This window comes from Stenotrophomonas mori, from assembly GCF_023556335.1.
Lineage (GTDB): Bacteria > Pseudomonadota > Gammaproteobacteria > Xanthomonadales > Xanthomonadaceae > Stenotrophomonas > Stenotrophomonas mori.
The window spans coordinates 1,026,891-1,046,770 of sequence record NZ_JAIKTS010000001.1; the positions used below are offsets into that span (position 1 = coordinate 1,026,891).

General features: G+C 69.7%; 19 protein-coding genes and 3 tRNA genes. 12 read left to right on the top strand and 10 right to left on the bottom strand.

The genetic code is table 11. The features are described from left to right. Window positions 1–53: 53 nt before the first annotated feature. Both K5L01_RS04570 and K5L01_RS04575 read right to left on the bottom strand, forming a co-directional pair. Entirely contained in the window at window positions 54–1,184 is a 1,131-nt protein-coding gene (locus K5L01_RS04570; protein WP_250062326.1) for an SO2930 family diheme c-type cytochrome, read from the bottom strand. An 11-nt stretch (window positions 1,185–1,195) separates the two neighbouring features. After that, entirely contained in the window at window positions 1,196–2,416 is a 1,221-nt protein-coding gene (locus tag K5L01_RS04575) for a parallel beta-helix domain-containing protein (RefSeq protein WP_250062327.1), read from the bottom strand. Window positions 2,417–2,536: 120 nt separating this feature from the next. Between K5L01_RS04575 and K5L01_RS04580 the strand changes: the two genes are divergently transcribed. Continuing rightward, window positions 2,537–3,574, top strand: a complete 1,038-nt coding sequence (locus K5L01_RS04580; RefSeq protein WP_250062328.1) for an AraC family transcriptional regulator — start codon at window positions 2,537–2,539, stop codon at window positions 3,572–3,574. A gap of 152 nt (window positions 3,575–3,726) precedes the next feature. Here the strand turns inward: K5L01_RS04580 and pgi are convergent, their stop codons facing one another. The 6 genes from pgi to pcnB form a co-directional block, all read right to left on the bottom strand. Beyond that, entirely contained in the window at window positions 3,727–5,241 is a 1,515-nt protein-coding gene (gene pgi, locus K5L01_RS04585) for a glucose-6-phosphate isomerase (protein ID WP_250062329.1), read from the bottom strand. Then, on the bottom strand, window positions 5,238–5,618 hold the full coding sequence (gene panD, locus K5L01_RS04590) for an aspartate 1-decarboxylase (RefSeq protein WP_250062330.1): 381 nt from the start codon (window positions 5,616–5,618) through the stop codon (window positions 5,238–5,240). Before panD ends, pgi begins: the two co-directional genes overlap by 4 nt. Before the next feature lie 181 nt (window positions 5,619–5,799). After that, window positions 5,800–6,642, bottom strand: coding sequence for a pantoate--beta-alanine ligase (gene panC / locus K5L01_RS04595; RefSeq protein WP_250062331.1), 843 nt, complete (start codon window positions 6,640–6,642; stop codon window positions 5,800–5,802). After that, window positions 6,639–7,454, bottom strand: coding sequence for a 3-methyl-2-oxobutanoate hydroxymethyltransferase (panB, locus tag K5L01_RS04600; protein WP_250062332.1), 816 nt, complete (start codon window positions 7,452–7,454; stop codon window positions 6,639–6,641). Before panB ends, panC begins: the two co-directional genes overlap by 4 nt. Window positions 7,455–7,484: 30 nt before the next feature. Next, window positions 7,485–7,973 (bottom strand): 2-amino-4-hydroxy-6-hydroxymethyldihydropteridine diphosphokinase, encoded by a 489-nt coding sequence (folK, locus tag K5L01_RS04605; protein ID WP_250062333.1) that lies wholly within the window; start codon window positions 7,971–7,973, stop codon window positions 7,485–7,487. Between the two features lie 5 nt (window positions 7,974–7,978). Further along, entirely contained in the window at window positions 7,979–9,325 is a 1,347-nt protein-coding gene (gene pcnB, locus K5L01_RS04610) for a polynucleotide adenylyltransferase PcnB (RefSeq protein WP_250063469.1), read from the bottom strand. Window positions 9,326–9,381: 56 nt separating this feature from the next. On the opposite strand from pcnB, the gene K5L01_RS04615 reads away from it, so the two are divergent. Continuing rightward, window positions 9,382–9,456 (top strand) — tRNA-Glu (locus K5L01_RS04615). Between the two features lie 201 nt (window positions 9,457–9,657). Further along, on the top strand, window positions 9,658–9,981 hold the full coding sequence (fdxA, locus tag K5L01_RS04620; RefSeq protein ID WP_250062336.1) for a ferredoxin FdxA: 324 nt from the start codon (window positions 9,658–9,660) through the stop codon (window positions 9,979–9,981). Between the two features lie 96 nt (window positions 9,982–10,077). Here the strand turns inward: fdxA and K5L01_RS04625 are convergent, their stop codons facing one another. Next, window positions 10,078–10,587, bottom strand: coding sequence for a hypothetical protein (locus tag K5L01_RS04625; protein WP_250062338.1), 510 nt, complete (start codon window positions 10,585–10,587; stop codon window positions 10,078–10,080). Between the two features lie 453 nt (window positions 10,588–11,040). Here K5L01_RS04625 and K5L01_RS04630 point away from each other — a divergent pair, with 453 nt between their 5' ends. The 9 genes from K5L01_RS04630 (at window position 11,041) to K5L01_RS04670 (ending at window position 16,960) form a co-directional block, all read left to right on the top strand. Next, window positions 11,041–11,601 carry a glycine cleavage system transcriptional repressor gene (locus K5L01_RS04630; protein ID WP_250062340.1) on the top strand — a complete coding sequence of 187 codons (561 nt, stop codon included), beginning with the start codon at window positions 11,041–11,043 and terminating at the stop codon, window positions 11,599–11,601. Between the two features lie 77 nt (window positions 11,602–11,678). Beyond that, the gene (locus K5L01_RS04635; RefSeq protein ID WP_250062341.1) at window positions 11,679–12,158 is read left to right on the top strand and encodes a peroxiredoxin; all 480 of its coding nucleotides are present in this window, start codon (window positions 11,679–11,681) and stop codon (window positions 12,156–12,158) included. 82 nt (window positions 12,159–12,240) lie between these two features. Continuing rightward, window positions 12,241–13,641 (top strand): PhoH family protein, encoded by a 1,401-nt coding sequence (locus K5L01_RS04640; RefSeq protein WP_250062343.1) that lies wholly within the window; start codon window positions 12,241–12,243, stop codon window positions 13,639–13,641. 121 nt (window positions 13,642–13,762) lie between these two features. Further along, complete coding sequence (locus K5L01_RS04645) at window positions 13,763–14,254, top strand: hypothetical protein (RefSeq protein WP_250062346.1); 492 nt, start codon at window positions 13,763–13,765, stop codon at window positions 14,252–14,254. An 87-nt stretch (window positions 14,255–14,341) separates the two neighbouring features. Further along, a complete protein-coding gene (locus tag K5L01_RS04650; protein ID WP_250062347.1) occupies window positions 14,342–15,004 on the top strand; it encodes a YoaK family protein in 663 nt (220 codons plus the stop codon). Window positions 15,005–15,043: 39 nt separating this feature from the next. Beyond that, window positions 15,044–15,853, top strand: a complete 810-nt coding sequence (gene thiD, locus K5L01_RS04655) for a bifunctional hydroxymethylpyrimidine kinase/phosphomethylpyrimidine kinase (protein WP_250062349.1) — start codon at window positions 15,044–15,046, stop codon at window positions 15,851–15,853. Then, on the top strand, window positions 15,850–16,683 hold the full coding sequence (locus K5L01_RS04660; RefSeq protein ID WP_250062351.1) for an alpha/beta hydrolase family protein: 834 nt from the start codon (window positions 15,850–15,852) through the stop codon (window positions 16,681–16,683). The genes thiD and K5L01_RS04660 overlap by 4 nt, the downstream gene beginning before the upstream one ends. A gap of 71 nt (window positions 16,684–16,754) precedes the next feature. Then, window positions 16,755–16,831: transfer RNA gene (locus K5L01_RS04665), tRNA-Arg, on the top strand. 52 nt (window positions 16,832–16,883) lie between these two features. After that, window positions 16,884–16,960, top strand: a tRNA-Arg gene (locus tag K5L01_RS04670). A gap of 181 nt (window positions 16,961–17,141) precedes the next feature. Here K5L01_RS04670 and gyrA read toward each other — a convergent pair. Further along, window positions 17,142–19,847: a DNA gyrase subunit A gene (gyrA, locus tag K5L01_RS04675; protein WP_425603828.1), complete on the bottom strand. Its 2,706-nt coding sequence runs from the start codon at window positions 19,845–19,847 to the stop codon at window positions 17,142–17,144. Window positions 19,848–19,880 lie beyond the last annotated feature (33 nt).

Genomic DNA, 19,880 nt, shown 5'->3' on the forward strand with positions numbered 1-19,880 from the left:
CTGCAGTGATATGGCGTGGCGCTGTCCGCGGGCGGTGCGGCGCCGGCTCTGCGCTACGTGCCGCACTCCTCCGCGTCCATGGCCGCGATCCACTCGCGGATCAGCGCCACGCCCTCTTCGTGGACCAGGCTGCGGCCGAGCTCGGGCATCATCACGCCCGGGTCGTCGCTTTCCATGCGGTAGGTCAGGATCGATTCGTCCGGTGCCCCGGGCACGATGTCGTGCGGCCGGTTGCCGGTGCCCTGGCCGGCGGCGATGGGCAGCTTGCAGCGCCCCAGCCGCAGCGGGTCGCGGGTGCCCGCGTCCAGCCACATGCCCGACGTGCGGGCTGCGCCCTTCTCGCTGTGGCAATGGCCGCAGTTGATGTCCAGGTACGCGCGGGCGCGCGCGTCCAGCGGCTCGGCCGGGTCCTTCCAGTCGGCGTTCCTGGGCAGTTCGCCCTGCGGCACGCCGGTCAGGTAGCCGATCTCCTGCCAGTGCCGCAGCTGGTTGGCGGCACCGTCGGCATGGGCGAACACATGGTTCAGGTGCCGCGCCTTGGGGCCGATCGGGAACACCTTGCGCGAGGTCAGGTCGGTGCTGTGGCAGCCGGCGCACTGGTTCTCGTCCGGGACCATGTACTCCAGCGCCTGCTGGCCGCCATCGGCACGGGACAGGGTCATCGCCACCAGGTCGCCGGTACGCGCCAGCCGCGCCTCGGTCTGCTCGGCATTCCATACGTACGGCAACGCGACCCAGCCCGCCGCCCGGTGCACCAGCAGGCGGGTCTCCACCAGCCGGGTCCGCGCCAGCGTCAGGCCGCCATCGGCGTCCGGGCCGTCGTCGTCGCTGCGCTGCACCGTGCCGCCCGGCCCCCGCGGGTAATAGAAGGTCTTGCTGAGGATGGTGCCGACCGGGAAGTCCAGCGTGCCATCGGGCTGGTAGCGGGCGGCCTCGTCCTCCGGCATCCACACCGTGCGCAGCTTGTGCGAGTAGTCGGTGAACAAGGCCGTGTCCAGGTCGTAGGGCTCGACCCGCGCATTGAGCCGCAGCCGCCCTTCGGCGAGGTAGACCACGTTCCAGTCGGAGAGCCGCTCCGGCATGCCTTCGGCGAAGAACCGCACCGGCTGCGGTGCCTGCCGGCCGCCACAGGCGGCCAGCAGCAGCACGACGGCCAGCCACGGCGCATGCCGGAACAGGGTCATGCGGCCCACCCTCAACCGCGCTTCAGGTCGACGGCCGGCAGCGACGGCAGCGTGCAGTCGTAGGGCGCGGTGTCCTTGCTGGGGTTCTTGTAGCCCCCGGGGCCGTCGGCATTGAGTACGCCGGACACGTCGCGCAGGCAGATCTGCGGGCCTTCCGCGCGCTGCGGGTTGACGTAGCCGTCGAACAGCACGTCCGGGAAATGGCCGCGCAGGCCATACATGGCCACCTTGAGCGCCTTGAAGTCCATCCGGTCGGGCGCGTCGCCACCGCCGGACAGGCGGTTGCCGTGCACGTGGATGCGCTCCGGATACGGGTCGAACTCGCCGGATGCCTTGTCGTCCTTGTAGCCGGTGGAATACACGCTGGAGACGATGATGTTGGCGGTGCGGTGGTCGGCGATGTCGTTGTCGAAGATCTCGATGTTGTCGTTGGAGTTGATCACCACGCCGCTGCCGGCCGGCACGCTGGCCACCGGCGTTCCCTTGGCGCCAAAATTGTCGTGGTTGTTCGCCGTCACCCGGTTCTTGAACACCCGGATCGCGTCGCCCTGCTGGGTCAGCGCGGGCATGTTGAACACCAGGATGCCGCCGGTGTTGCCAGTGGCCACGTTGTCGTACACGTCGGCGTTGACCGTGTTCTCGATCTCGATGCCGGCCACGTTGCGCTCGGCGCGGTTGTTGCGCACCACCACCTCGCGCGACTGCCCCACGTAGATGCCCGCGTCGGACGCGCCGATCGCCACCGAGTCCTCGATCAGCACGTTCCGGCACAGCACCGGGTACAGGCCATAGCCGCCGTTGCTGGTCTTGGGCCCCCCGGTCCATTCCACGCGCACGCCGCGGACGGTGACGTTCTCGCACTGGCTGATCTTGAAGCCGTCGCCCTTGCTGTCCTCGATCGCCAGGTTCTCCAGGGTGAAGCCGTCGGCATTCACCAGCAATCCCTCGGCACCGACCTTCTGGCCCTTGAAGCTGAGTACCGACTTGTCCATGCCCTGGCCACGCAGGGTGACGCCGTCCACCCGCAGGCTCAGGCTGCGGTCGAAATGGAAGACCCCTTCGGGCACTTCGATGACGTCGCCGGGCTTGGCATCGAGCAACTGCGTCTGCAGGGTCCGGGCGAATCCATCGCCGCCCCCCGCCGGCGCCTGGGCATCGGCCGCCTGCTTCTGGCAACCGGCCGCCAGGAGCGCCAGGACGCCGAACGTACCTCCGACAATGCTGCTGCGCATGATCCCCTTCCCCCGTGTGCTCGCATGGTAGGACCCCAGTCTGGTCCGCCCGGGACCCTTGTGCGAAGGGCAGAAACGGCATACTACGGGGGGCAGAACGGACAAGAGGGAGGATTTGGGATGCGTCCTACCACCGCCGTCGGCGATCGCCTGTCCGTCGCCGACCGACCCACCAACGTCCTGTGCGGGCTGATGCAGCTGGCCGCCGAGCACGGCGTGGACGGCAGTACCTGGCTGGCGGGAACCCCGCTGGCGCCCGAGGACATCAGCAATCCGCAGACCCGCATTTCCTACCGGCAGGCCAGCACCGTGGTCCGCCGCGCACTGCATGCGCTGCCCATCGAGGGCCTCGGGCTGGCCCTGGGCGAACGGCAGAACCTGGGCAACTTCGGCCTGCTCGGGCTGGCCATGAAGACCGCACCGGACTTCGGCGAGGCGGTGCGCATCGGCATCGCCTACCAGCGCAACAGCGGTGCGCTGATGGACCTTGCCCTGGCCGACCAGGAAGACGGTTGCGTGGCAGCCATCGCCAGCGCCCCGGAGGAGGCCAGCGACCTGCTGCCGTTCCTGTGCGAGGAGCTGTTCTCCAGCGTGATGAAACTGGTGCGCGAGCTGATCGGCACCGATTTCCGCCCGCTGCGCCTGGACCTGGGGTACCCGGCGCCCGGCTATGCCCAGCGTTACCGCGACCTGTTCGGTTGCCAGGTGCGCTTCGACCAGCCCCGGCATGCGATGGTGATCGAACGGCGCTGGCTGGCGCTGCCGTTCGCCAGCTACAACCCGCTGACCTCCAACCAGGTCATGACCCTGTGCCGCATGCAGCTGGACGCCCAGCGGCCACGGGGGGAAACCACCGCGGCGCTGGAGAGCCAGCTGCGGCCGCGCCTGCGCGAGAACCCGCAGATGGCGGAGATGGCCGCCATCCTGCACTTGAGCGAACGCACCCTGCGCCGGCAGCTGGCCGAGGAAGGCACCTCGTTCAGCGCGGTCCACGACCATGTCCGCACCCAGCACGCCATGGAGCTGCTGCGCGACCCGTCGCTGACGATCCTGGCGATCGGCGGGCACCTGGGCTTCAACGACGCGCGCGAGTTCCGGCGCGCGTTCAAGCGCTGGACGGGACAGGCACCCAGCCAGGTGCGGCGCGCCGGCGGCTGAGGCCGCGCTCCACCCGGCGGAGAACGCCGCGTCCTGCAAGGCCCCGTTCTACCCGGCCGTGCGGGGCGGGACGGAAAAACGCCGCGCATCACTGCGCGGCGTTCCGTGGGGCCGTTCTTTTCGCGTCGACGCGCTGCGCCGGACGGCGCGGCTCAGCCGCGCAGTCGCGCCAGCAGCTCGCGCGTCACCGGATCGGCGACGTCCACCGTCTGCCCCTGCAACGCCGGCAGCAGCTGGTTGGCCAGCTGCTTGCCCAGCTCCACGCCGAACTGGTCGAAGGCATTGATCCCCCACACCAGCGACTGCACGTAGACCGCATGCTCGTACATCGCGATCAGCGCGCCCAGCGCCTGCGGGGTCAGGGCGTCGAGCAGGATCAGGGTGCTCGGCCGCCCGCCCGGGTAGCGCCGGTGCGGGTCCTGGCTGTCCTGGCCGTTGGCCAGCGCCTCGGTCTGCGCCAGCAGGTTGGCCAGCAGCGCCTGGTGGTTGAGCACATGGGGATGGTCGCTGCGCACGCAGCCGATGAAGTCGGCCGGCACGATGCTGGTGCCCTGGTGCAGCGCCTGGAAAAAACTGTGCTGGACGTCGGTACCCGCCCCGCCCCACCACACCGGCACGGTGTCGGCCTGGACCGGGCTGCCATCCACCTGGACACGCTTGCCCAGGCTTTCCATCACCAGTTGCTGCAGGTAGGCCGGCAGCAGCGCCAGGCGCTGGTCGTAGGTCATCACCGCGTGGGTGGTGAAGCCGAGCACGTTGCGGTTCCAGATGTCGGTCAGCGCGTGCAGCACCGGCAGGTTGCGCTCCAGCGGCGCGCTCGCCGCATGCGCGTCCATGTCCGCCGCGCCGGCGAGCAGCTGGGCGAAGCGCTCGCTGCCGATCGCCAGGGCGATCGGGAACCCGACCGCCGACCACAGCGAATAGCGCCCGCCGACCCAGTCCCACATCGGCAGCACCCGCTCGGCGGCGATGTCGAAGGCCTTCGCGGCGCGCTCCGGGTTGGCGCTGACCGCGTACAACCGCTCACTGCCGCCCAGCCAGTCGCGCAGGATCGCGCCGTTGAGCAGCGTTTCCTGGGTGCCGAAGGTCTTGGAGATGAGGATGCCGGCGGTGGTCGCCGGATCCAGCGAGGCCAGCGTGCGCTGCATCGCCGCGCCGTCGACGTTGGACACGAAGTGCACCCGGAAGCGCGCCCCGCTGGCCGGACGCAGCGCATCGGCCACCAGCCGCGGGCCGAGGTCGGAACCGCCGATGCCGACACTGACGATGTCGGTGACGGAGCCGGCCTCCAGCGACCGCACCAGGGCGTCCATGCGCTCGAGCACGGCGACCGCCTCGGCGCGCGCGGCCTTCGCCGCCGGTGCATCGCTGGCCTCCCCGCGCAGCGCGCTGTGCAGCACCGCACGGTCCTCGGTGACGTTGATGCGCTCGCCCCCGAACAGCCGCGCGAAGCCGCCGGCGACATCGCGCTCGGCCGCCAGCGCCAGCAGCGCCTGCAGCGCGGCGCGGTCGTATTTCTGCCGCGCGAAATTGACATACAACGGACCGACCCTGAGCCCCAGGGTCGCAACCCGGTCCGGCTCGGCGGCCAACAGCGAGGGAATGTCGGTGCCCTGCAGACGCTGGGCGTGGACGTGCAATGCGGTCAATCCGTTGTTCTTGGTCATGCGGCCTGTGTGGGAATGGAGTGGTTGGTGTGGGTGATGCGGTTGTCGCCGTCGACATAGACCAGCGTGGGCTTGAAGGCGTCGGCCTCGGCCTCGCTCATGCTGGCGAAGGCGGCCACGATGATGAGGTCACCGACCTGCACGTGGCGGGCGGCGCCGCCGTTGAGCGAGATCACGCCACTGCCGGCCTCGGCGCGGATGGCGTAGGTCGAGAAGCGCGCGCCGTTGGTCACGTCCCAGATGTGCACCTGCTCGAACTCGCGGATGCCGGTCGCATCGAGCAGGTCGCCGTCGATGGCGATGGAACCCTCGTAGTTCAGTTCCGAATGGGTGACGGTGGCGCGGTGGATCTTGGTCTTGAGCAGGGAAAGGTGCATGGCGTTGCCGGGAACACAGCGGGAAAGGCGGCCAGTCTAGCATCGGCGAAGCGCCTTGCCCGCACTGCAACATGGGCGCCCGCGCCCCGCTCGCCAGACACGAAAATGGCGCCACGAGGGCGCCATTCCAGGACCTTGCAGCACCGCATCTGGGACAGCGGAAGTCCCGGACCGTGCCTGTTCAGAACTCGACGTTGTCGATCAGCCGGGTCGTACCCAGCGTCGCCGCCACCAGGGCCACGCGGGGGCCTCCATCCTCCGCGCGCGGCTCGCTGAGGTCCGGCCGCCGCACCACCGCATAGTCGACCTGGAACCCGGCCGCCTGCAGCTGCGCCACGCCCGTGGCCTCGACCTGGTCGCGCGGCGCGCCGGCCAGGCTGGCATCGCGCATCGCCTGCAGCACCCGGTGGATGGTCGCCGCCTGCGGCCGGGTCTCGGCGGTCAGGTACTGGTTGCGCGAACTCATCGCCAGGCCATCGTCCTCGCGCACGATGGCGCCGCCGACGATCTCGATCGGAAACGCCAGGTCGGCCACCATCTGCTGGATCACCGCCAGTTGCTGGTAGTCCTTGCGTCCGAACGCGGCCATGTCCGGCTGCACCTGGTTGAACAGCCGCGAGACCACCGTGCACACCCCGTCGAAGTGGCCCGGCCGGTGCGCGCCCTCCAGCAGCGCGCTCACGCCCGGCACATGCACCTTGGCCGCCAGTTCGACGCCGAACGGATACATCGATTCGACCGTGGGCAGCCACAGCACGTCGCAGCCGGCCCGCTCCAGCCCGCTGGTGTCGGCCTCGGGAGTCCGCGGGTACCGGGTGAAGTCCTCGTTGGGACCGAACTGGGTCGGGTTCACGAACACGCTGGACACCACCCGGTCGGCCTGCCGGCAGGCAAGCTCCACCAGCGAGTAGTGACCGGCATGCAGGTTGCCCATGGTCGGCACGAAGCCCACCCGCAGCCCGTCGCGCTTCCAGCCATTGACGATGGCGCGCAGGCCGGAAAGATCGGTGACGGTCTGGATCATGAGGCGTACGCATGCTCCGCGTCGGGGAAGGTGCCGGCACGCACCGCGTCGGCATAGGCGCGGACAGCACCGGCCACCGAGCCGCCCTCGGCCAGGAAGTCCTTGACGAACTTGGGACGGCGGTGGCCGCTGTCCAGGCCCAGGAAATCGTGCATCACCAGCACCTGGCCGTCGCAGCCGGCGCCGGCGCCGATGCCGATGGTCGGGATCGGCAGCTCGGCGGTGATCTGCGCGGCCAGCGGCGACGGCAGGCACTCCAGCACCAGCAGCGAGGCACCGGCCTCGACCACCGCACGGGCCTCGGCACGCAGCCGGTCCCCGGCCTCGCCCCGCCCCTGCACCTTGTAGCCACCGAAGCGCAGCACCGACTGCGGCGTCAGCCCCAGGTGCGAACACACCGGGATCTCGCGCTCGACCAGGTAGCGGATCACGTCCAGCTTGAACCCCGCGCCTTCGATCTTGACCATCTCCGCGCCCGCCCGCAGCAGCTGCAGCGAGGCCTCCAGCGCACGCTCGGGCGTGGCGTCGGCACCGAACGGCAGGTCCGCCACCAGCAGCGCGCGCTGCAGCACCCGGGCCACCGTGGTGGTGTGGTAGACGATGTCGGCCACGGTGACCGGCAGGGTCGAATCGTGGCCCTGGACCACCATGCCCAGCGAATCGCCGATCAGGATCAGGTCGACGCCGTTGGCGTCGAACGTGCGGGCGAACCCCGCGTCATAGGCGGTCAACATCACCAGCTTGCGGCCGTCGCGCTTGGCCTCGGCCAGGGTCGGGACGGTCCAGGGCTTGCTGTCTGCGTGCGTGCTCATGGGCGATAACGGTCGGAGATGAGCCGCCCATTATCCCCCTATTGGCGCGATACCGCAGGTTTCCACCGCCGCCAATGCGTCGGCCAGGGTTCCACGCCCCGGAATGACCGCGCCGGGCAGCACTTCGGACAGCGGCATCAGCGCGAACGCGCGCTGGTGCAGGAACGGATGCGGCACTTTCAGCTGCGGCAGGTCGACCACCTGGTCCCCGTACAGCAGCAGGTCCAGGTCCAGCGTCCGCGGCCGCCAGCGCTCGCCAGGCAGGCGAACGCGGCCGAAGGCCTGCTCCACCGCCAGCAGCTGCTCCAGCAGCGCCGGCGCGCTCGAGGCGGTCTCCAATGCGGCGGCGGCATTGATGAAGTCCGGCTGGTCCGGGTCGCCCCACGCCGGAGTGCGGTACAGCCGCGACGCGGCGCGCAGGCGGCAGCCGGGCAGCTCCGCCAGCGCGCGCAGCGCGGCACGCACGGTCGCCGGGGCGTCGCCGAGGTTCGCACCGACGCCGACGCCGGCCACCACCATGCCGGTCACTCCCCCGCGGCGGTACTGCTGCGTCGCCGACGGCGGCGACGGCGGGGTGCGGCCTCCTCGCCGCCACCTTCCAGGAGCACGTCGTCCTCCTGGCCGGCTCCCATCTCGCCCTGCATCTCCTGCCAGAACGCCACGTCGGCCGCATGGTCGCTGGAAGCGGTCTGCCGCAGCACCAGGAAGTCGAAGGCGGCGCGGAAACGCGGGTGCGCCAGGGTACGGAACACCCGCTTGCGCTGGCGCGAGGCGAAACGCGCCTGCAGCAGCCAGATCTCCTGCATCGGCAGCGAGAAGCGGCGCGGCAGCGCGACCGTGTTCAACTGGTGCAGGGTGACCCGGTCGGCCGCCCGGCGCTGCGCCTCCTCCGGCGCCACGCCCTGGCGCTGAAGCGCGATCAGCGTGCGGCAGAAGGCCGGCCACAACAGCACCGCGAACAGGAATGCCGGCGACACCGGTTCGTCGTTGGCGACCCGCGCATCGGTACTGCGCACGCCCTCGATCACGAACCGGCGCAGTGCACCGCTGCGGTTGCTCTTCAGCGCGGCCGCGCTCTCCGGGAACAGCGCCGGCAGCAGGCCATGGCGCTCCAGCCCTTCGAAACTGGCCACGCCGTGCCCGGAAAGGAACAGCTTGAGGACCTCCTCGAACAGCCGCGCCGGCGCCGCCTCGTCCAGCAGGCCCGCCAGCCGCGGAATCGGCGCCGCGGTCGCCGGCTCGATGTCGAAATCGAGCTTGGCCGCCAAGCGCACCGCGCGCAGCATGCGCACCGGGTCTTCCCGGTAGCGCTGCTCGGGGTCGCCGATCAGCTTCATGCGCCGCGCCAGCACGTCGTCGAAGCCGCCGACGTAGTCGCGGACCGAGAAATCCTCGATGGCGTAATACAAGGCGTTGCAGGTGAAGTCGCGGCGGACGGCATCGTCCTCGATGGTGCCGTACACGTTGTCGCGCACGAGCATGCCGTTTTCCATTTCGCGGTCGCCGCTGCCGTCGTCGCTGTTGGCGCGGAAGGTGGCGACCTCGATGATCTCGCGGCCGAACACCACGTGCGCCAGGCGGAAGCGGCGGCCGATGAGCCTGCAGTTGCGGAACAACTGGCGGACCTGCTCCGGGGTGGCGTCGGTGGCCACGTCGAAATCCTTGGGGCGTCCGCCCACCAGCAGGTCGCGGACCGCGCCACCGACGAGATAGGCCCCGAACCCGGCCTCGCGCAGGCGGTACAGCACCCGCAACGCGTTGGCACTGATGTCCTTGCGCGAAAGAGTGTGCTGGTCGCGTGGAATCACGCGCAGGGGGAACGGCGAAGTAGCGTTGGAAATGATGGTGGCGATTCCGATTGGGAGCGGCAGGTTGCCTGACGGCGAACAGGTGCATATACTAGCGCGCTCGCCTCACGCGACCAAACGCTCCCTTCGTCTAGTGGTTAGGACGTGGCCCTCTCAAGGCTAAAACAGGGGTTCGAGTCCCCTAGGGAGCGCCACACCGCGCCTGAGACGTCCAGAAGCCCCGCCCTGCGGGGCTTCTTGCGTTGTGCCCGGGCCCCTGCCCCGCACCCCGGCATGCGCCGCCGCTCCATGGCCCCGTCCGCCGCGACGCCGCCGCGGCTGCCGCCACGCAGGAGCCGCGCCCATCCTCCGCGCTTACTGCACTAGAATTACGGGGTTCAAAGCCGGGCCCCGCCATGCCATTTGTCGTTACCGAAAACTGCATCAAGTGCAAGCACACCGATTGCGTCGAAGTCTGCCCCGTGGACTGTTTCCATGAAGGCCCGAACTTCCTGGTGATCGATCCGGACGAGTGCATCGACTGCACGCTGTGTGAACCGGAATGCCCGGTCAGCGCCATCTACCCGGAGGACGACGTCCCCGCCGGGCAGGAAGGCTTCGTCGCCCTGAATGCCGAACTGGCCAAGGCCTGGCCGGTCCTGACCGTCCGCAAGGACCCGCCCGCCGACGCCGCCGAATGGGACGGCAAGCCGGACAAGCTCAAGCTGCTGGAACGCTGAGCCGCGCGCAGCTGCGCAGTACACGGAAAAGGGCGCCATCGGCGCCCTTTTTCCCTTCCGTCCGCGCGCCGGCCGGAGCCGGCGCCGGCCCGGCCGTCAGTCCGCCAGTGCGGCCTTCAGCGCCGCGAGCAGCTTGACCGGCGCGGCGTCGGTGGCCGGCATGCCGCGCGGATCGACCGCGGACACATAGGCGCCGGCTTCCACCGCGACCACCCGCACCAGGAAGTCGCTGCCCTCGTAGGCCACGTCGTAGGAGCCCAGCAGCTGCGCGCGGCTGGCGATGGTCACCCCGTCGATGCCGGCCAGCGCCTCGCCGACCTGGCCGAAAACGTCGTCGCGGCTGCCCTGCACGGTAAAGCCGCCCTGTGCCGACTGCCCCGCCCCGGCCTGGGCCGGACGCGCGGCCGAGGCCAACGCGGGCACCTGGGACGCCCCGGCGGTATTGGGCAGGTTCAGATCCGGCGGCACCTCGAGCGGGCGCATTTCGGGCGCCAGCGCGTAGTCGCCGCGCGCGCCGCGCTTGAAGCAGCCGGTGGCGGTGGCGGTGACGGCGATGGCCAGCAGCGCCAGCGAAAGCGCGCGTACAGCGGAACGGGAATGACGCATGGTGGATCTCCGGGTTCAGGCCGCTGCAGGATCAGCGGCTGGATGAGTGTTCCGACGCCACCGTGGCGATCGCCGTCGGACGGAAAGGTGGAAGAAGCGGCCGAACCGGCGCAGCCAGCGCCCGGTCCCCGGCCGGGACGACCGCGAGAGTGGACAAAACCGCGGAGCGCCGCAAGTACGCGGGCCGCACCGCCGGGCCCGCCCTGCGCGCGTCCGGGCCGGGCCATGACGGCCGCCGCGCGCCGGCATCCGGGGCCGTCGCCTGGGCGGTGGTGGGGCCGGGAAGGGACAAGGGAAACGCCATTGTTCTCGGGGGCGGGGACGCCTGCCGCCGGCAGGCTCGTGACCGGGCGCATGTTACTTGCCGGTAGAAAGCACGGGCAAGTATGCTGGGCTCCAGTTTACGCGCCAGCGCCTATACCGTTCAGACTCACAGCGCATTCCGGAACCATCTTGACCAACAGCTCTCCGCGGCCGCAGCCGACCGAAAACCACCTCCTGATCAACGCCTACACGACGCATCCGGGATCACCTCTGCTGTCGGTCACCCGCCGCATCGCCGACAGCGGCTGCAACCTGGTCGACGCCCGCCTCTCCACCGTGGGCCGCGACGTCTCGGTCACCACCCTGGCCACCGGCTCGTGGGACGCGGTGGCGAAGCTGGAGGCGATGCTGGCCCGGCTCGAGCGCGAGGAGAACCTGAAGCTGGTCTGGTACCGCACCGCCGCCAAGCAGGTGCAGTCCAACCTGCTGCCGTACATCGTCGAGGTCATCGCCGCCGACAAGCCCGGCATCCTATTCCAGCTAGCCGACTTCTTCGACCGCCAGGGCATCACCATCGAGAATCTGCAGAGCACCCGCTACCAGGCCATGCAGACCGGCGCGGAGATGTTCTCGGCACAGATCACCATCGGCGTCCCCGCCGACATGCACATCGCCGCGCTGCGCGATGATTTCCTTGAATTCTGCGACCACCTCAACCTGGACGCGATCATGGATCCGATGAAGTTCTGAATTTCGCGCGCCCGTCACGGGTGCACGGCATTTCATGTGCTTGCAACCCAAGCACCCCAGGCTCTGGAAAGGATCGGATGAACATCGGCGACCCCCTGGACCGCACCACCCTCGAACTGCCGCTGGCCCTGTCGGGCGGCACCACCACCACCCTGGCCGACCAGGCCGGCCACTGGCTGGTGCTGTACTTCTACCCGAAGGACAGCACCCCGGGCTGCACCACCGAAGGACTGGACTTCAACGCCCTGCTGCCGGCCTTCAAGCGTGCCGGCGCGCGGGTGTTCGGGGTGTCCCGCGACTCGGTCCGCTCGCACGACAACTTCTGCGCCAAGCAGGGATTCGCGTTCCCGCTGGTCAGCGACGCCGACGAAGCGCTGTGCAGCGCCTTCGACGTGGTCAAGATGAAGAACATGTATGGCCGGCAGGTGCGCGGCATCGAGCGCAGCACCTTCCTGATCTCGCCCGACGGCACGCTCGTGCAGGAATGGCGCAAGGTCAAGGTCGCCGGCCATGCCGACGCCGTGCTGGACGCCCTGAAGGCCGCCCGCGCCACGTGACCCGCCTCCCGTTCCAACCCGCGCCATCGCCCTGCCCCGCAGGCGCGATGGCGTGACCCTGTCCCGCCACCAGGAATCGACGATGACCCGAGGCAAGCGCATCTACGTGCTGGATACCAACGTGCTGATGCACGATCCGACCGCGCTGTTCAAGTTCGAGGAACACGATGTCTACCTGCCGATGCAGGTGATCGAGGAACTGGACAACGGCAAGAAGGGCACCTCCGAGGCCAGCCGCAACGCCCGCCAGGTGAGCCGCTTCCTCAACGAGCTGATCGAGGCCTCCGGCATCGGCGGCATCGCCAAGGGCGTGCCGCTGCAGCGTCCGCAGGGGCTGCAGCTGCGCGGTGCGCAGAGCGTCGGGCAGCTCCACTTCCAGACCAGCCATTTCGAGGCCGGCAAGAGCTTCGGCGCGGTGATCCCGGACAACGCCATCCTCGGTGCGATCCTGGCGCTCAAGGAGCAGTCTCCCGACGTGCCGGTGGTGTTCGTCTCCAAGGACATCAACCTGCGCATCAAGGCGGCCATCGCCGGGATCGATTCGGAGGACTACGAGAACGACCGCGCGCTGGACGACTTCAGCCTGCTCTACACCGGCGCCACCGCGCTGCCGGAGGACTTCTGGAAGAAGCATTCCGGCGACCTGCGCAGCTGGAGCGACAAGGGCCGCACCTGCTACGAGGTCCAGGCTGGCGACGACGAGCAGTGGTTTCCCAACCAGTACGCCTACCTGCCCGGCGAGGACGATGTCGAACTCCGGGTCGCCGGCGTGGAAGACGACGGGCGCGTCACCCTCGCCCTGGTGGACGACTTCCGCCATGGCGGCCACTCGGTATGGGGCATCACCGCGCGCAACCGCGAGCAGAACTTCGCGCTCAACGCGCTGATGGACCCGGAAATCGACTTCGTCACCCTGCTCGGCACCGCCGGCACCGGCAAGACCCTGCTGGCGCTGGCCGCCGGCCTGGCCCAGACCATGGATACCCAGCGCTACCGCGAGATCATCATGACCCGCGCCACGGTCAGCGTCGGCGAGGACATCGGCTTCCTGCCCGGCACCGAGGAAGAGAAGATGACGCCGTGGATGGGCGCACTGACCGACAACCTGGAAGTGCTGACCCACAACCAGGAGGGCGGCGCCTGGGGACGCGCGGCGACCAACGACCTGCTCGCCTCGCGCATCAAGATCCGTTCGCTGAACTTCATGCGTGGACGCACCTTCCTGTCGCGCTACCTGATCCTGGACGAGGCCCAGAACCTCACCCCGAAGCAGATGAAGACCCTGATCACCCGTGCCGGCCCCGGCACCAAGATCGTCTGCCTGGGCAACGTCGAGCAGATCGACACGCCCTACCTGACCGAGACCACCTCGGGCCTGACCTATGCCGTGGACCGGTTCAAGAACTGGCCGCACAGCGCGCACATCACCCTGCGCCGCGGTGAACGCTCGCGCCTGGCCGACTACGCCTCGGAAGTACTCTGACGGCCGGACCCGCCTGCGTCCCTTCCCGGGCCCCGGGTCGCGGCCCGGGACCGCGCTACCGCGGCCTGCGATGGCTGGTTACCATCGCAGGGTCGCCCCTCGTTCCGCGCCTGGAGTTCCCATGACCGCCCGCCGTTCCGCTCCGCTGCTCGCCCTGTGCCTGGTCGCGCTGGCCGCGTGCACGCCCGCCAACACCCGCCCCGGCAGCGTGCCGACGGCGCTCAAGGCCGGGCAGTCGTGGGTGGTCACGCGCCCGCTGGTCGCCGCGCAGGTGCTCGACACCTGCTCGCGCGACAGCCCGGCCCGGCAGGCCGACGGCGTCAGCGGCTACTGGGCGCCCGGCCGCGCGCAGATCGATGCGCTGGAAAGCCGGCTGGCGCAGCTGCAGCCGGCCATCGCCGAGCCGGCGCGTTCCGGCCGCCAGTACGTGGGCTTCATCGCCCAGGGCCGGCAGCTGATCTACATCAACGCCTTCACCCTGCCCGACCATGAGCGGATCAACCCGGCCCGCGAGGCGATCCGCGTCTGCGACGGCGGCGATGGCTTCTGGGGCGCGGTCTACGACCCGCAGAGCGGCACGTTCTCGGACATCGCCCGCAACGGCGGCTTCTGAAACCCGCCGCGCGCCCGCGCGTATTGCCGGGCGTCCGGCCCGGACGTGCGTGCAGGCGTCCCCTCCCTCAGTGATACCGTTCAGTACATGGGCATACAGCTTCCACGGTGGGTATGGATCGGCGCGATCGCGCTGTCCTGCATCGCCGGCATGGTCAACGTGGTCGGCTTTCTCGGGTTCGAGCACCAGGCGGTCAGCCACCTCACCGGTGCCACGAGCCAGCTGGGCATGGCCCTGGCGCAGGGCGACTGGCGCAGCGTCGGCCACCTGTGGGCGGTGCTGATCGCGTTCTCGCTGGGCGCGGTGCTGAGCGGGCTGATCGTGCAGGACGGCGCGCTCGTGCTCGGGCGCCGCTACGGCGTGGTGCTGACCCTGGAATCGCTGCTGCTGTTCGTGGCCATCCCGTTGTTCAGGCAGCAACAGCTGTGGGGCGCACTGGCCGCGGCCATGGCCTGCGGGCTGCAGAACGCCATGGTCACCACCTTCAGCGGCGCGGTGGTGCGCACCACCCACCTGAGCGGAATGTTCACCGACCTGGGCATCGGTCTGGGTCACCTGCTGCGCGGGCTGCCGCTGCAGGTGCGGCGGCTGATGCTCAGTGGCCTGATCATCACCGGCTTCCTGGTGGGCGGCGTGATCGGCGCCTGGCTGTTCCAGCGCAGCGGCTACGACGCCCTGCTGGCACCGGCCATCCTCACCGGCCTGACCGGCATCGGCTACGTGCTCCACCTCCATCTCTACCGCCGCTGACGGCCACGGCCGGCGCCGGAAACCGGGCACAATAGGGCCATGACCGTCTCCACGCCCGTTTCCGTCCTCACCATCGCCGGCTCCGACTCCGGCGGCGGTGCCGGCATCCAGGCCGACCTCAAGGCCTTCGCCGCCCATCGCGTCCACGGCCTGTCGGCCATCGCCGCGCTGACCGCGCAGAACACCCGCGGCGTCAGCGCCGTCCATGTGCCGCCGATGGCGTTCCTGCAGGCGCAGCTGGATGCCTGCTTCGACGACTTCGACATCCATGCGGTCAAGCTCGGCATGCTCGCCAATGCCGACGTCATCGAGCGGGTCGCCGACGTGCTGGAAGGACGCCGCCCGGCGCAGGTGGTGCTGGACCCGGTGATGGTCGCCACCAGCGGCGCCAAGCTGCTGCAGGACGACGCCCTGCGCGCCCTGCGCGAGCGGCTGCTGCCGCTGGCCACCCTGCTCACCCCCAACACTCCCGAAGCCGAGCTGCTGCTCGGCCGGCGCATCACCGATGCCGCCGGCGCCGAGCGCGCCATCGCCGACCTCCTGCAGCTGGGCCCGCGCGCGGTGCTGCTCAAGGGCGGGCACCTGACCGAAGGCGAACGCGTCATCGACCGCTACAGCGACGGCATCGCCAGCGACGCCTTCAGCCACGTCCGCCTGCCGGTGGACGCACACGGCACCGGCTGCACGCTGGCCTCGGCGATCGCCGCGCAACTGTGCCGCGGCCTGGCGATGCCCGATGCCTGCGCCGCCGCCATCGACTACGTCGCCCGCGGGCTGCGCGGCGGCTACCTGCCCGGGCGCAGCGACGTGATGGTGCTCGACCACTTCGGCGCTGCCGCACCGGCATGAACGCGCCGCGCGCCCTCGCCGTCACCGCGGCCGACGGGCACCGTTTCGAACTGCTCGCGCGGCATCCGGCGCACGCACGCGCCGCCGTGCTGTGGCTGCCGGCGCTGGGCGTCGCCGCCCGCCATTATCTGCCCCTGGCCGATGCACTGGCCGCGCGCGGGATCGCCGTGTTCATCCATGAATGGCGCGGCCTCGGCAGCAGCGGCCAGCGCGCCGGCCATGACTGCGACTGGGGCTACCGCGAACTGCTGCGGCACGACCTTCCCGCAGCCGAGGCCGCCGTCCGTGCAGCCAGCGATGGCCTGCCGCTGCAGCTTGGCGGCCACAGCCTGGGCGGCCAGCTGGCGTGCTGCCTGGCCGGCCTGCATCCCGACGCGTTCGATGGCCTCTGGCTGGTCGCCAGCGGCAGCCCCTGGTGGCGCGGATTTCCCGCGCCGCGGCGCTGGCTGTTGCCGCCGGCCTATCGCTTCCTGCCCTGGCTGGCCCGGCGCTGCGGCGCGTTGCCCGGGCGCCGGCTCGGCTTCGGCGGAAGCGAAGCCCGCGGATTGATCCGCGACTGGGCCGGCGTCGGCCTGAGCGGCCGGTACGCCGCCGCCGGGCTGGACGTGGACCTGGAGGCGGCGATGCGCCGCGCGGTGCTGCCGGTGGAGGCGGTGCTGTTCGAGGCCGACTGGCTGGCCCCGGCCGGCTCGCTGCGCCACCTGCTGTCGAAGCTGCCCGCGGCGCAGGCGCGGACGCGGGTCCTGTCCAGCAGCGAGCTCGGCACGCGCGCGGACCATTTTGCGTGGATGAAGACACCCGGCGTGGTGGCGGACAGCCTGGTTCGATGAGATCCGCAGGATAATTTCACAAAGGCGTTGACGCTTGTGCCGCTTATGCGCATAATTCCGCTCCTGACGACGCGCCCGTAGCTCAGTTGGATAGAGTACCTGGCTACGAACCAGGCGGTCGGGAGTTCGAATCTCTCCGGGCGCGCCAGTTTGGAACCACCGCATCTGCGGTGTTCCCCGTCAGAACAATCAGGCAACACGCGCCCGTAGCTCAGTTGGATAGAGTACCTGGCTACGAACCAGGCGGTCGGGAGTTCGAATCTCTCCGGGCGCGCCATTGCATCGAGCAGCAGGCTTTGCCTGCTGCTTTTTTTTGCCTGGAGCACAGCGCCGCCAGCCGCGGGAACCCGGGTACGCGAGACCGGCCACCACCCCCGCCCGGCCTGCGCGCGATCCACAAAAAAGGCGCCGGCTCACGCCGGCGCCTTTATCGTTGCCTGTCGGCAGGGGCTGGTGCCTCAAGCGTCCGGAGCCGCCTCCAGGCCCTCGGCGGTGCCGATGCCCTGCCCGTCCTCATCCGCCTCGTCGGCGGACTGCAGCGAAGCATCCAGGCGCTCGACGGCCTGCAGCTTCTCGCCCTTGGACAGGCGGATCAGGGTCACGCCCTGGGTGTTGCGGCCCACCCGCGAGATTTCCGAACCGCGGGTGCGCACCAGGGTGCCGCCATCGGAAATCAGCAGCACCTCATCCCCCATGCCCAGCAGCACCGCACTGACCAGCTTGCCGTTGCGCTCGCTGGTCTGGATGCCGATCACCCCGCGGGTGCCACGGCCCTTGCGCGGATAGTCCGCCAGCGGCGTGCGCTTGCCGTAGCCGTTCTCGGTCGCGGTGAGGATGTAGTGCGCGCCGGCCTCGTCGCCCGCCTCGGCATCGGCGGACTCGACGGACTCGCCCGCCTGCTCCTCGATGCCGTGGTCGTCGTCGCTGTCGTCCTCGACCCCGCCGGCGCTCTCGGCCACGATCAGGCTGACCACCTCTTCGCCCTCGCCCAGGCGGATGCCGCGCACGCCGGTCGCGGTGCGGCCCATCGAGCGCACCCGCTCCTCGCCGAAGCGTACCGTCTTGCCATCGGAGGCGAACAGCAGCACGTCGCGCTGGCCGTCGGTCAGGCCGACGCCGACCAGGGCGTCGCCCTCGTCGAGGTTGATGGCGATCTTGCCGCGCGCCAGGCGGTAGGCGAACTCGCTCAACGGGGTCTTCTTGACGGTGCCGTGGCGGGTGGCGAAGAACACGAAGTTCCCGCCGTCGTAGTCGCGCACCGGCAGCACCGCCTGCACGCGCTCGCCGCTCTCCAGCGCGATCCAGTTGATGATCGGCCGGCCGCGGGCATTGGAACCGGCTTCCGGCAGCTGGTACACCGGCAGCCAGAACACCTTGCCGGAGCTGGTGAAGGTCAGCAGCGTGTCATGGGTGTTGACCAGCCACAGCTGCTCGATCGAATCCTCGTCCTTGGTCGCCGCCGCACTGCGCCCGCGCCCGCCGCGCCGCTGCGCGCGGTAGGCGGACACCGGCTGGCGCTTGACGTAACCGGCGCGCGACAGCGTCACCACCACCTCTTCCGGCGCGATCAGGTCGAGGATGTCCAGGTCCTCCTCGCTGTGGCGGATCTCGGTGCGGCGTTCGTCGCCGTATTCGGCGCGCACGCTCTCCAGCTCCTCGCGGATCACCTGCAGCAGCACGTCCGGGTTCTCCAGGATGCGGATCAGCCCGGCGATGGTTTCCAGCAGCTGCCGGTATTCCTCGGTGAGCTTGTCCTGCTCCAGGCCGGTGAGGCGATGCAGGCGCATCTCCAGGATCTGCGTGGCCTGCACCTCGGACAGCTGGTAGCTGCCGTCGACCAGGCCCACGCCGCGCGGCAGGTCCTCGGGGCGCGAGGCCTCGGCCCCGGCCGCGCCCAGCAGCGCGCCGACCAGGCCCGGCTGCCAGACCTTGGCCAGCATCCGCTCCCTGGCCTCGACCGGGTTGGCCGAGGTCTTGATCAGCTCGATCATCTCGTCGATGTTGGCCAGCGCGACGGTCAGGCCTTCGAGCACGTGCGCGCGCGCGCGCGCCTTGCGCAGTTCGAAGATGGTGCGGCGGGTGACGACCTCGCGGCGATGGCGGACGAACGCCTCCAGCATCTCCTTGAGGTTCATCAGCCTGGGGCGGCCGTCGACCAGCGCCACCATGTTGATGCCGAACACCGACTCCATCTGGGTCTGCTGGTAGAGGTTGTTGAGCACGACCTCGGCCGACTCGCCGCGCTTGACCTCGATGTAGATGCGCATGCCGTCCTTGTCGGACTCGTCGCGCAGCTCGCTGATGCCCTCGAGCTTCTTTTCCTTGACCAGCTCGGCGATCTTCTCGATCAGCCGCGCCTTGTTCACCTGGTAGGGGATCTCGGTGACGATGATCGATTCGCGGCCGTTGTCGGCCACCTCGACCTCGGCCTTGGCGCGGATGCGCACGCGGCCGCGGCCGGTGCGGTAGCCGGCGATGATGCCGGCGGTGCCGTTGATGATGCCCGCGGTCGGGAAGTCCGGACCGGGGATGTATTCCATCAGCCCGTCGACGTCGATCGACGGGTCATCGATCAGCGCGATGCAGGCGTTGATCGACTCGGTGAGGTTGTGCGGCGGGATGTTCGTCGCCATGCCCACCGCGATGCCGGCCGAGCCGTTGACCAGCAGGTTCGGGAAGCGCGTCGGCAGGACCGTCGGCTCCAGTTCCTTCTCGTCGTAGTTGGGCTGGAAGTCGACGGTTTCCTTGTCGATGTCGGCCAGCATCTCGTGGCTGATCCGCGACAGGCGCGACTCGGTGTAGCGCATGGCCGCCGGGCTGTCGCCGTCGACCGAACCGAAGTTGCCCTGGCCGTCGATCTGCATGTAGCGCAGCGAGAACGGCTGCGCCATGCGCACCAGCGTGTCGTAGACCGCGCTGTCGCCGTGCGGGTGGTACTTGCCGATGACGTCGCCGACGATGCGCGCCGACTTGTAGTACGGCTTGTTGGCGTGCGCGCCCAGCTCCTGCATCGCGTAGAGCACGCGGCGGTGGACCGGCTTGAGGCCGTCACGGGCGTCTGGGAGCGCACGTCCCACGATCACGCTCATGGCGTAATCGAGGTAGCTCTTGCGCATCTCGTCTTCCAGGTTGACCTGGATGATTTCCTTGGCGGTTTCTGCCATTCGGATTCCGTATTCTGGTAGCGGTCCGGAGCG

Bases quoted from the DNA above. Each gene is read 5' to 3' on its own strand.
- pgi (WP_250062329.1), bottom strand. From the start codon at position 5,241: ATGACCAAGAACAACGGATTGACCGCATTGCACGTCCACGCCCAGCGT.
- panD (WP_250062330.1), bottom strand. From the start codon at position 5,618: ATGCACCTTTCCCTGCTCAAGACCAAGATCCACCGCGCCACCGTCACC.
- fdxA (WP_250062336.1), top strand. From the start codon at position 9,658: ATGCCATTTGTCGTTACCGAAAACTGCATCAAGTGCAAGCACACCGAT.
- panB (WP_250062332.1), bottom strand. From the start codon at position 7,454: ATGAGCACGCACGCAGACAGCAAGCCCTGGACCGTCCCGACCCTGGCC.
- K5L01_RS04650 (WP_250062347.1), top strand. From the start codon at position 14,342: ATGGGCATACAGCTTCCACGGTGGGTATGGATCGGCGCGATCGCGCTG.
- K5L01_RS04635 (WP_250062341.1), top strand. From the start codon at position 11,679: ATGAACATCGGCGACCCCCTGGACCGCACCACCCTCGAACTGCCGCTG.
- K5L01_RS04625 (WP_250062338.1), bottom strand. From the start codon at position 10,587: ATGCGTCATTCCCGTTCCGCTGTACGCGCGCTTTCGCTGGCGCTGCTG.
- gyrA (WP_425603828.1), bottom strand. From the start codon at position 19,847: ATGGCAGAAACCGCCAAGGAAATCATCCAGGTCAACCTGGAAGACGAG.
- folK (WP_250062333.1), bottom strand. From the start codon at position 7,973: ATGGTGGTGGCCGGCGTCGGCGTCGGTGCGAACCTCGGCGACGCCCCG.
- K5L01_RS04645 (WP_250062346.1), top strand. From the start codon at position 13,763: ATGACCGCCCGCCGTTCCGCTCCGCTGCTCGCCCTGTGCCTGGTCGCG.
- panC (WP_250062331.1), bottom strand. From the start codon at position 6,642: ATGATCCAGACCGTCACCGATCTTTCCGGCCTGCGCGCCATCGTCAAT.
- K5L01_RS04570 (WP_250062326.1), bottom strand. From the start codon at position 1,184: ATGACCCTGTTCCGGCATGCGCCGTGGCTGGCCGTCGTGCTGCTGCTG.
- K5L01_RS04660 (WP_250062351.1), top strand. From the start codon at position 15,850: ATGAACGCGCCGCGCGCCCTCGCCGTCACCGCGGCCGACGGGCACCGT.
- K5L01_RS04575 (WP_250062327.1), bottom strand. From the start codon at position 2,416: ATGCGCAGCAGCATTGTCGGAGGTACGTTCGGCGTCCTGGCGCTCCTG.
- thiD (WP_250062349.1), top strand. From the start codon at position 15,044: ATGACCGTCTCCACGCCCGTTTCCGTCCTCACCATCGCCGGCTCCGAC.
- K5L01_RS04580 (WP_250062328.1), top strand. From the start codon at position 2,537: ATGCGTCCTACCACCGCCGTCGGCGATCGCCTGTCCGTCGCCGACCGA.
- K5L01_RS04640 (WP_250062343.1), top strand. From the start codon at position 12,241: ATGACCCGAGGCAAGCGCATCTACGTGCTGGATACCAACGTGCTGATG.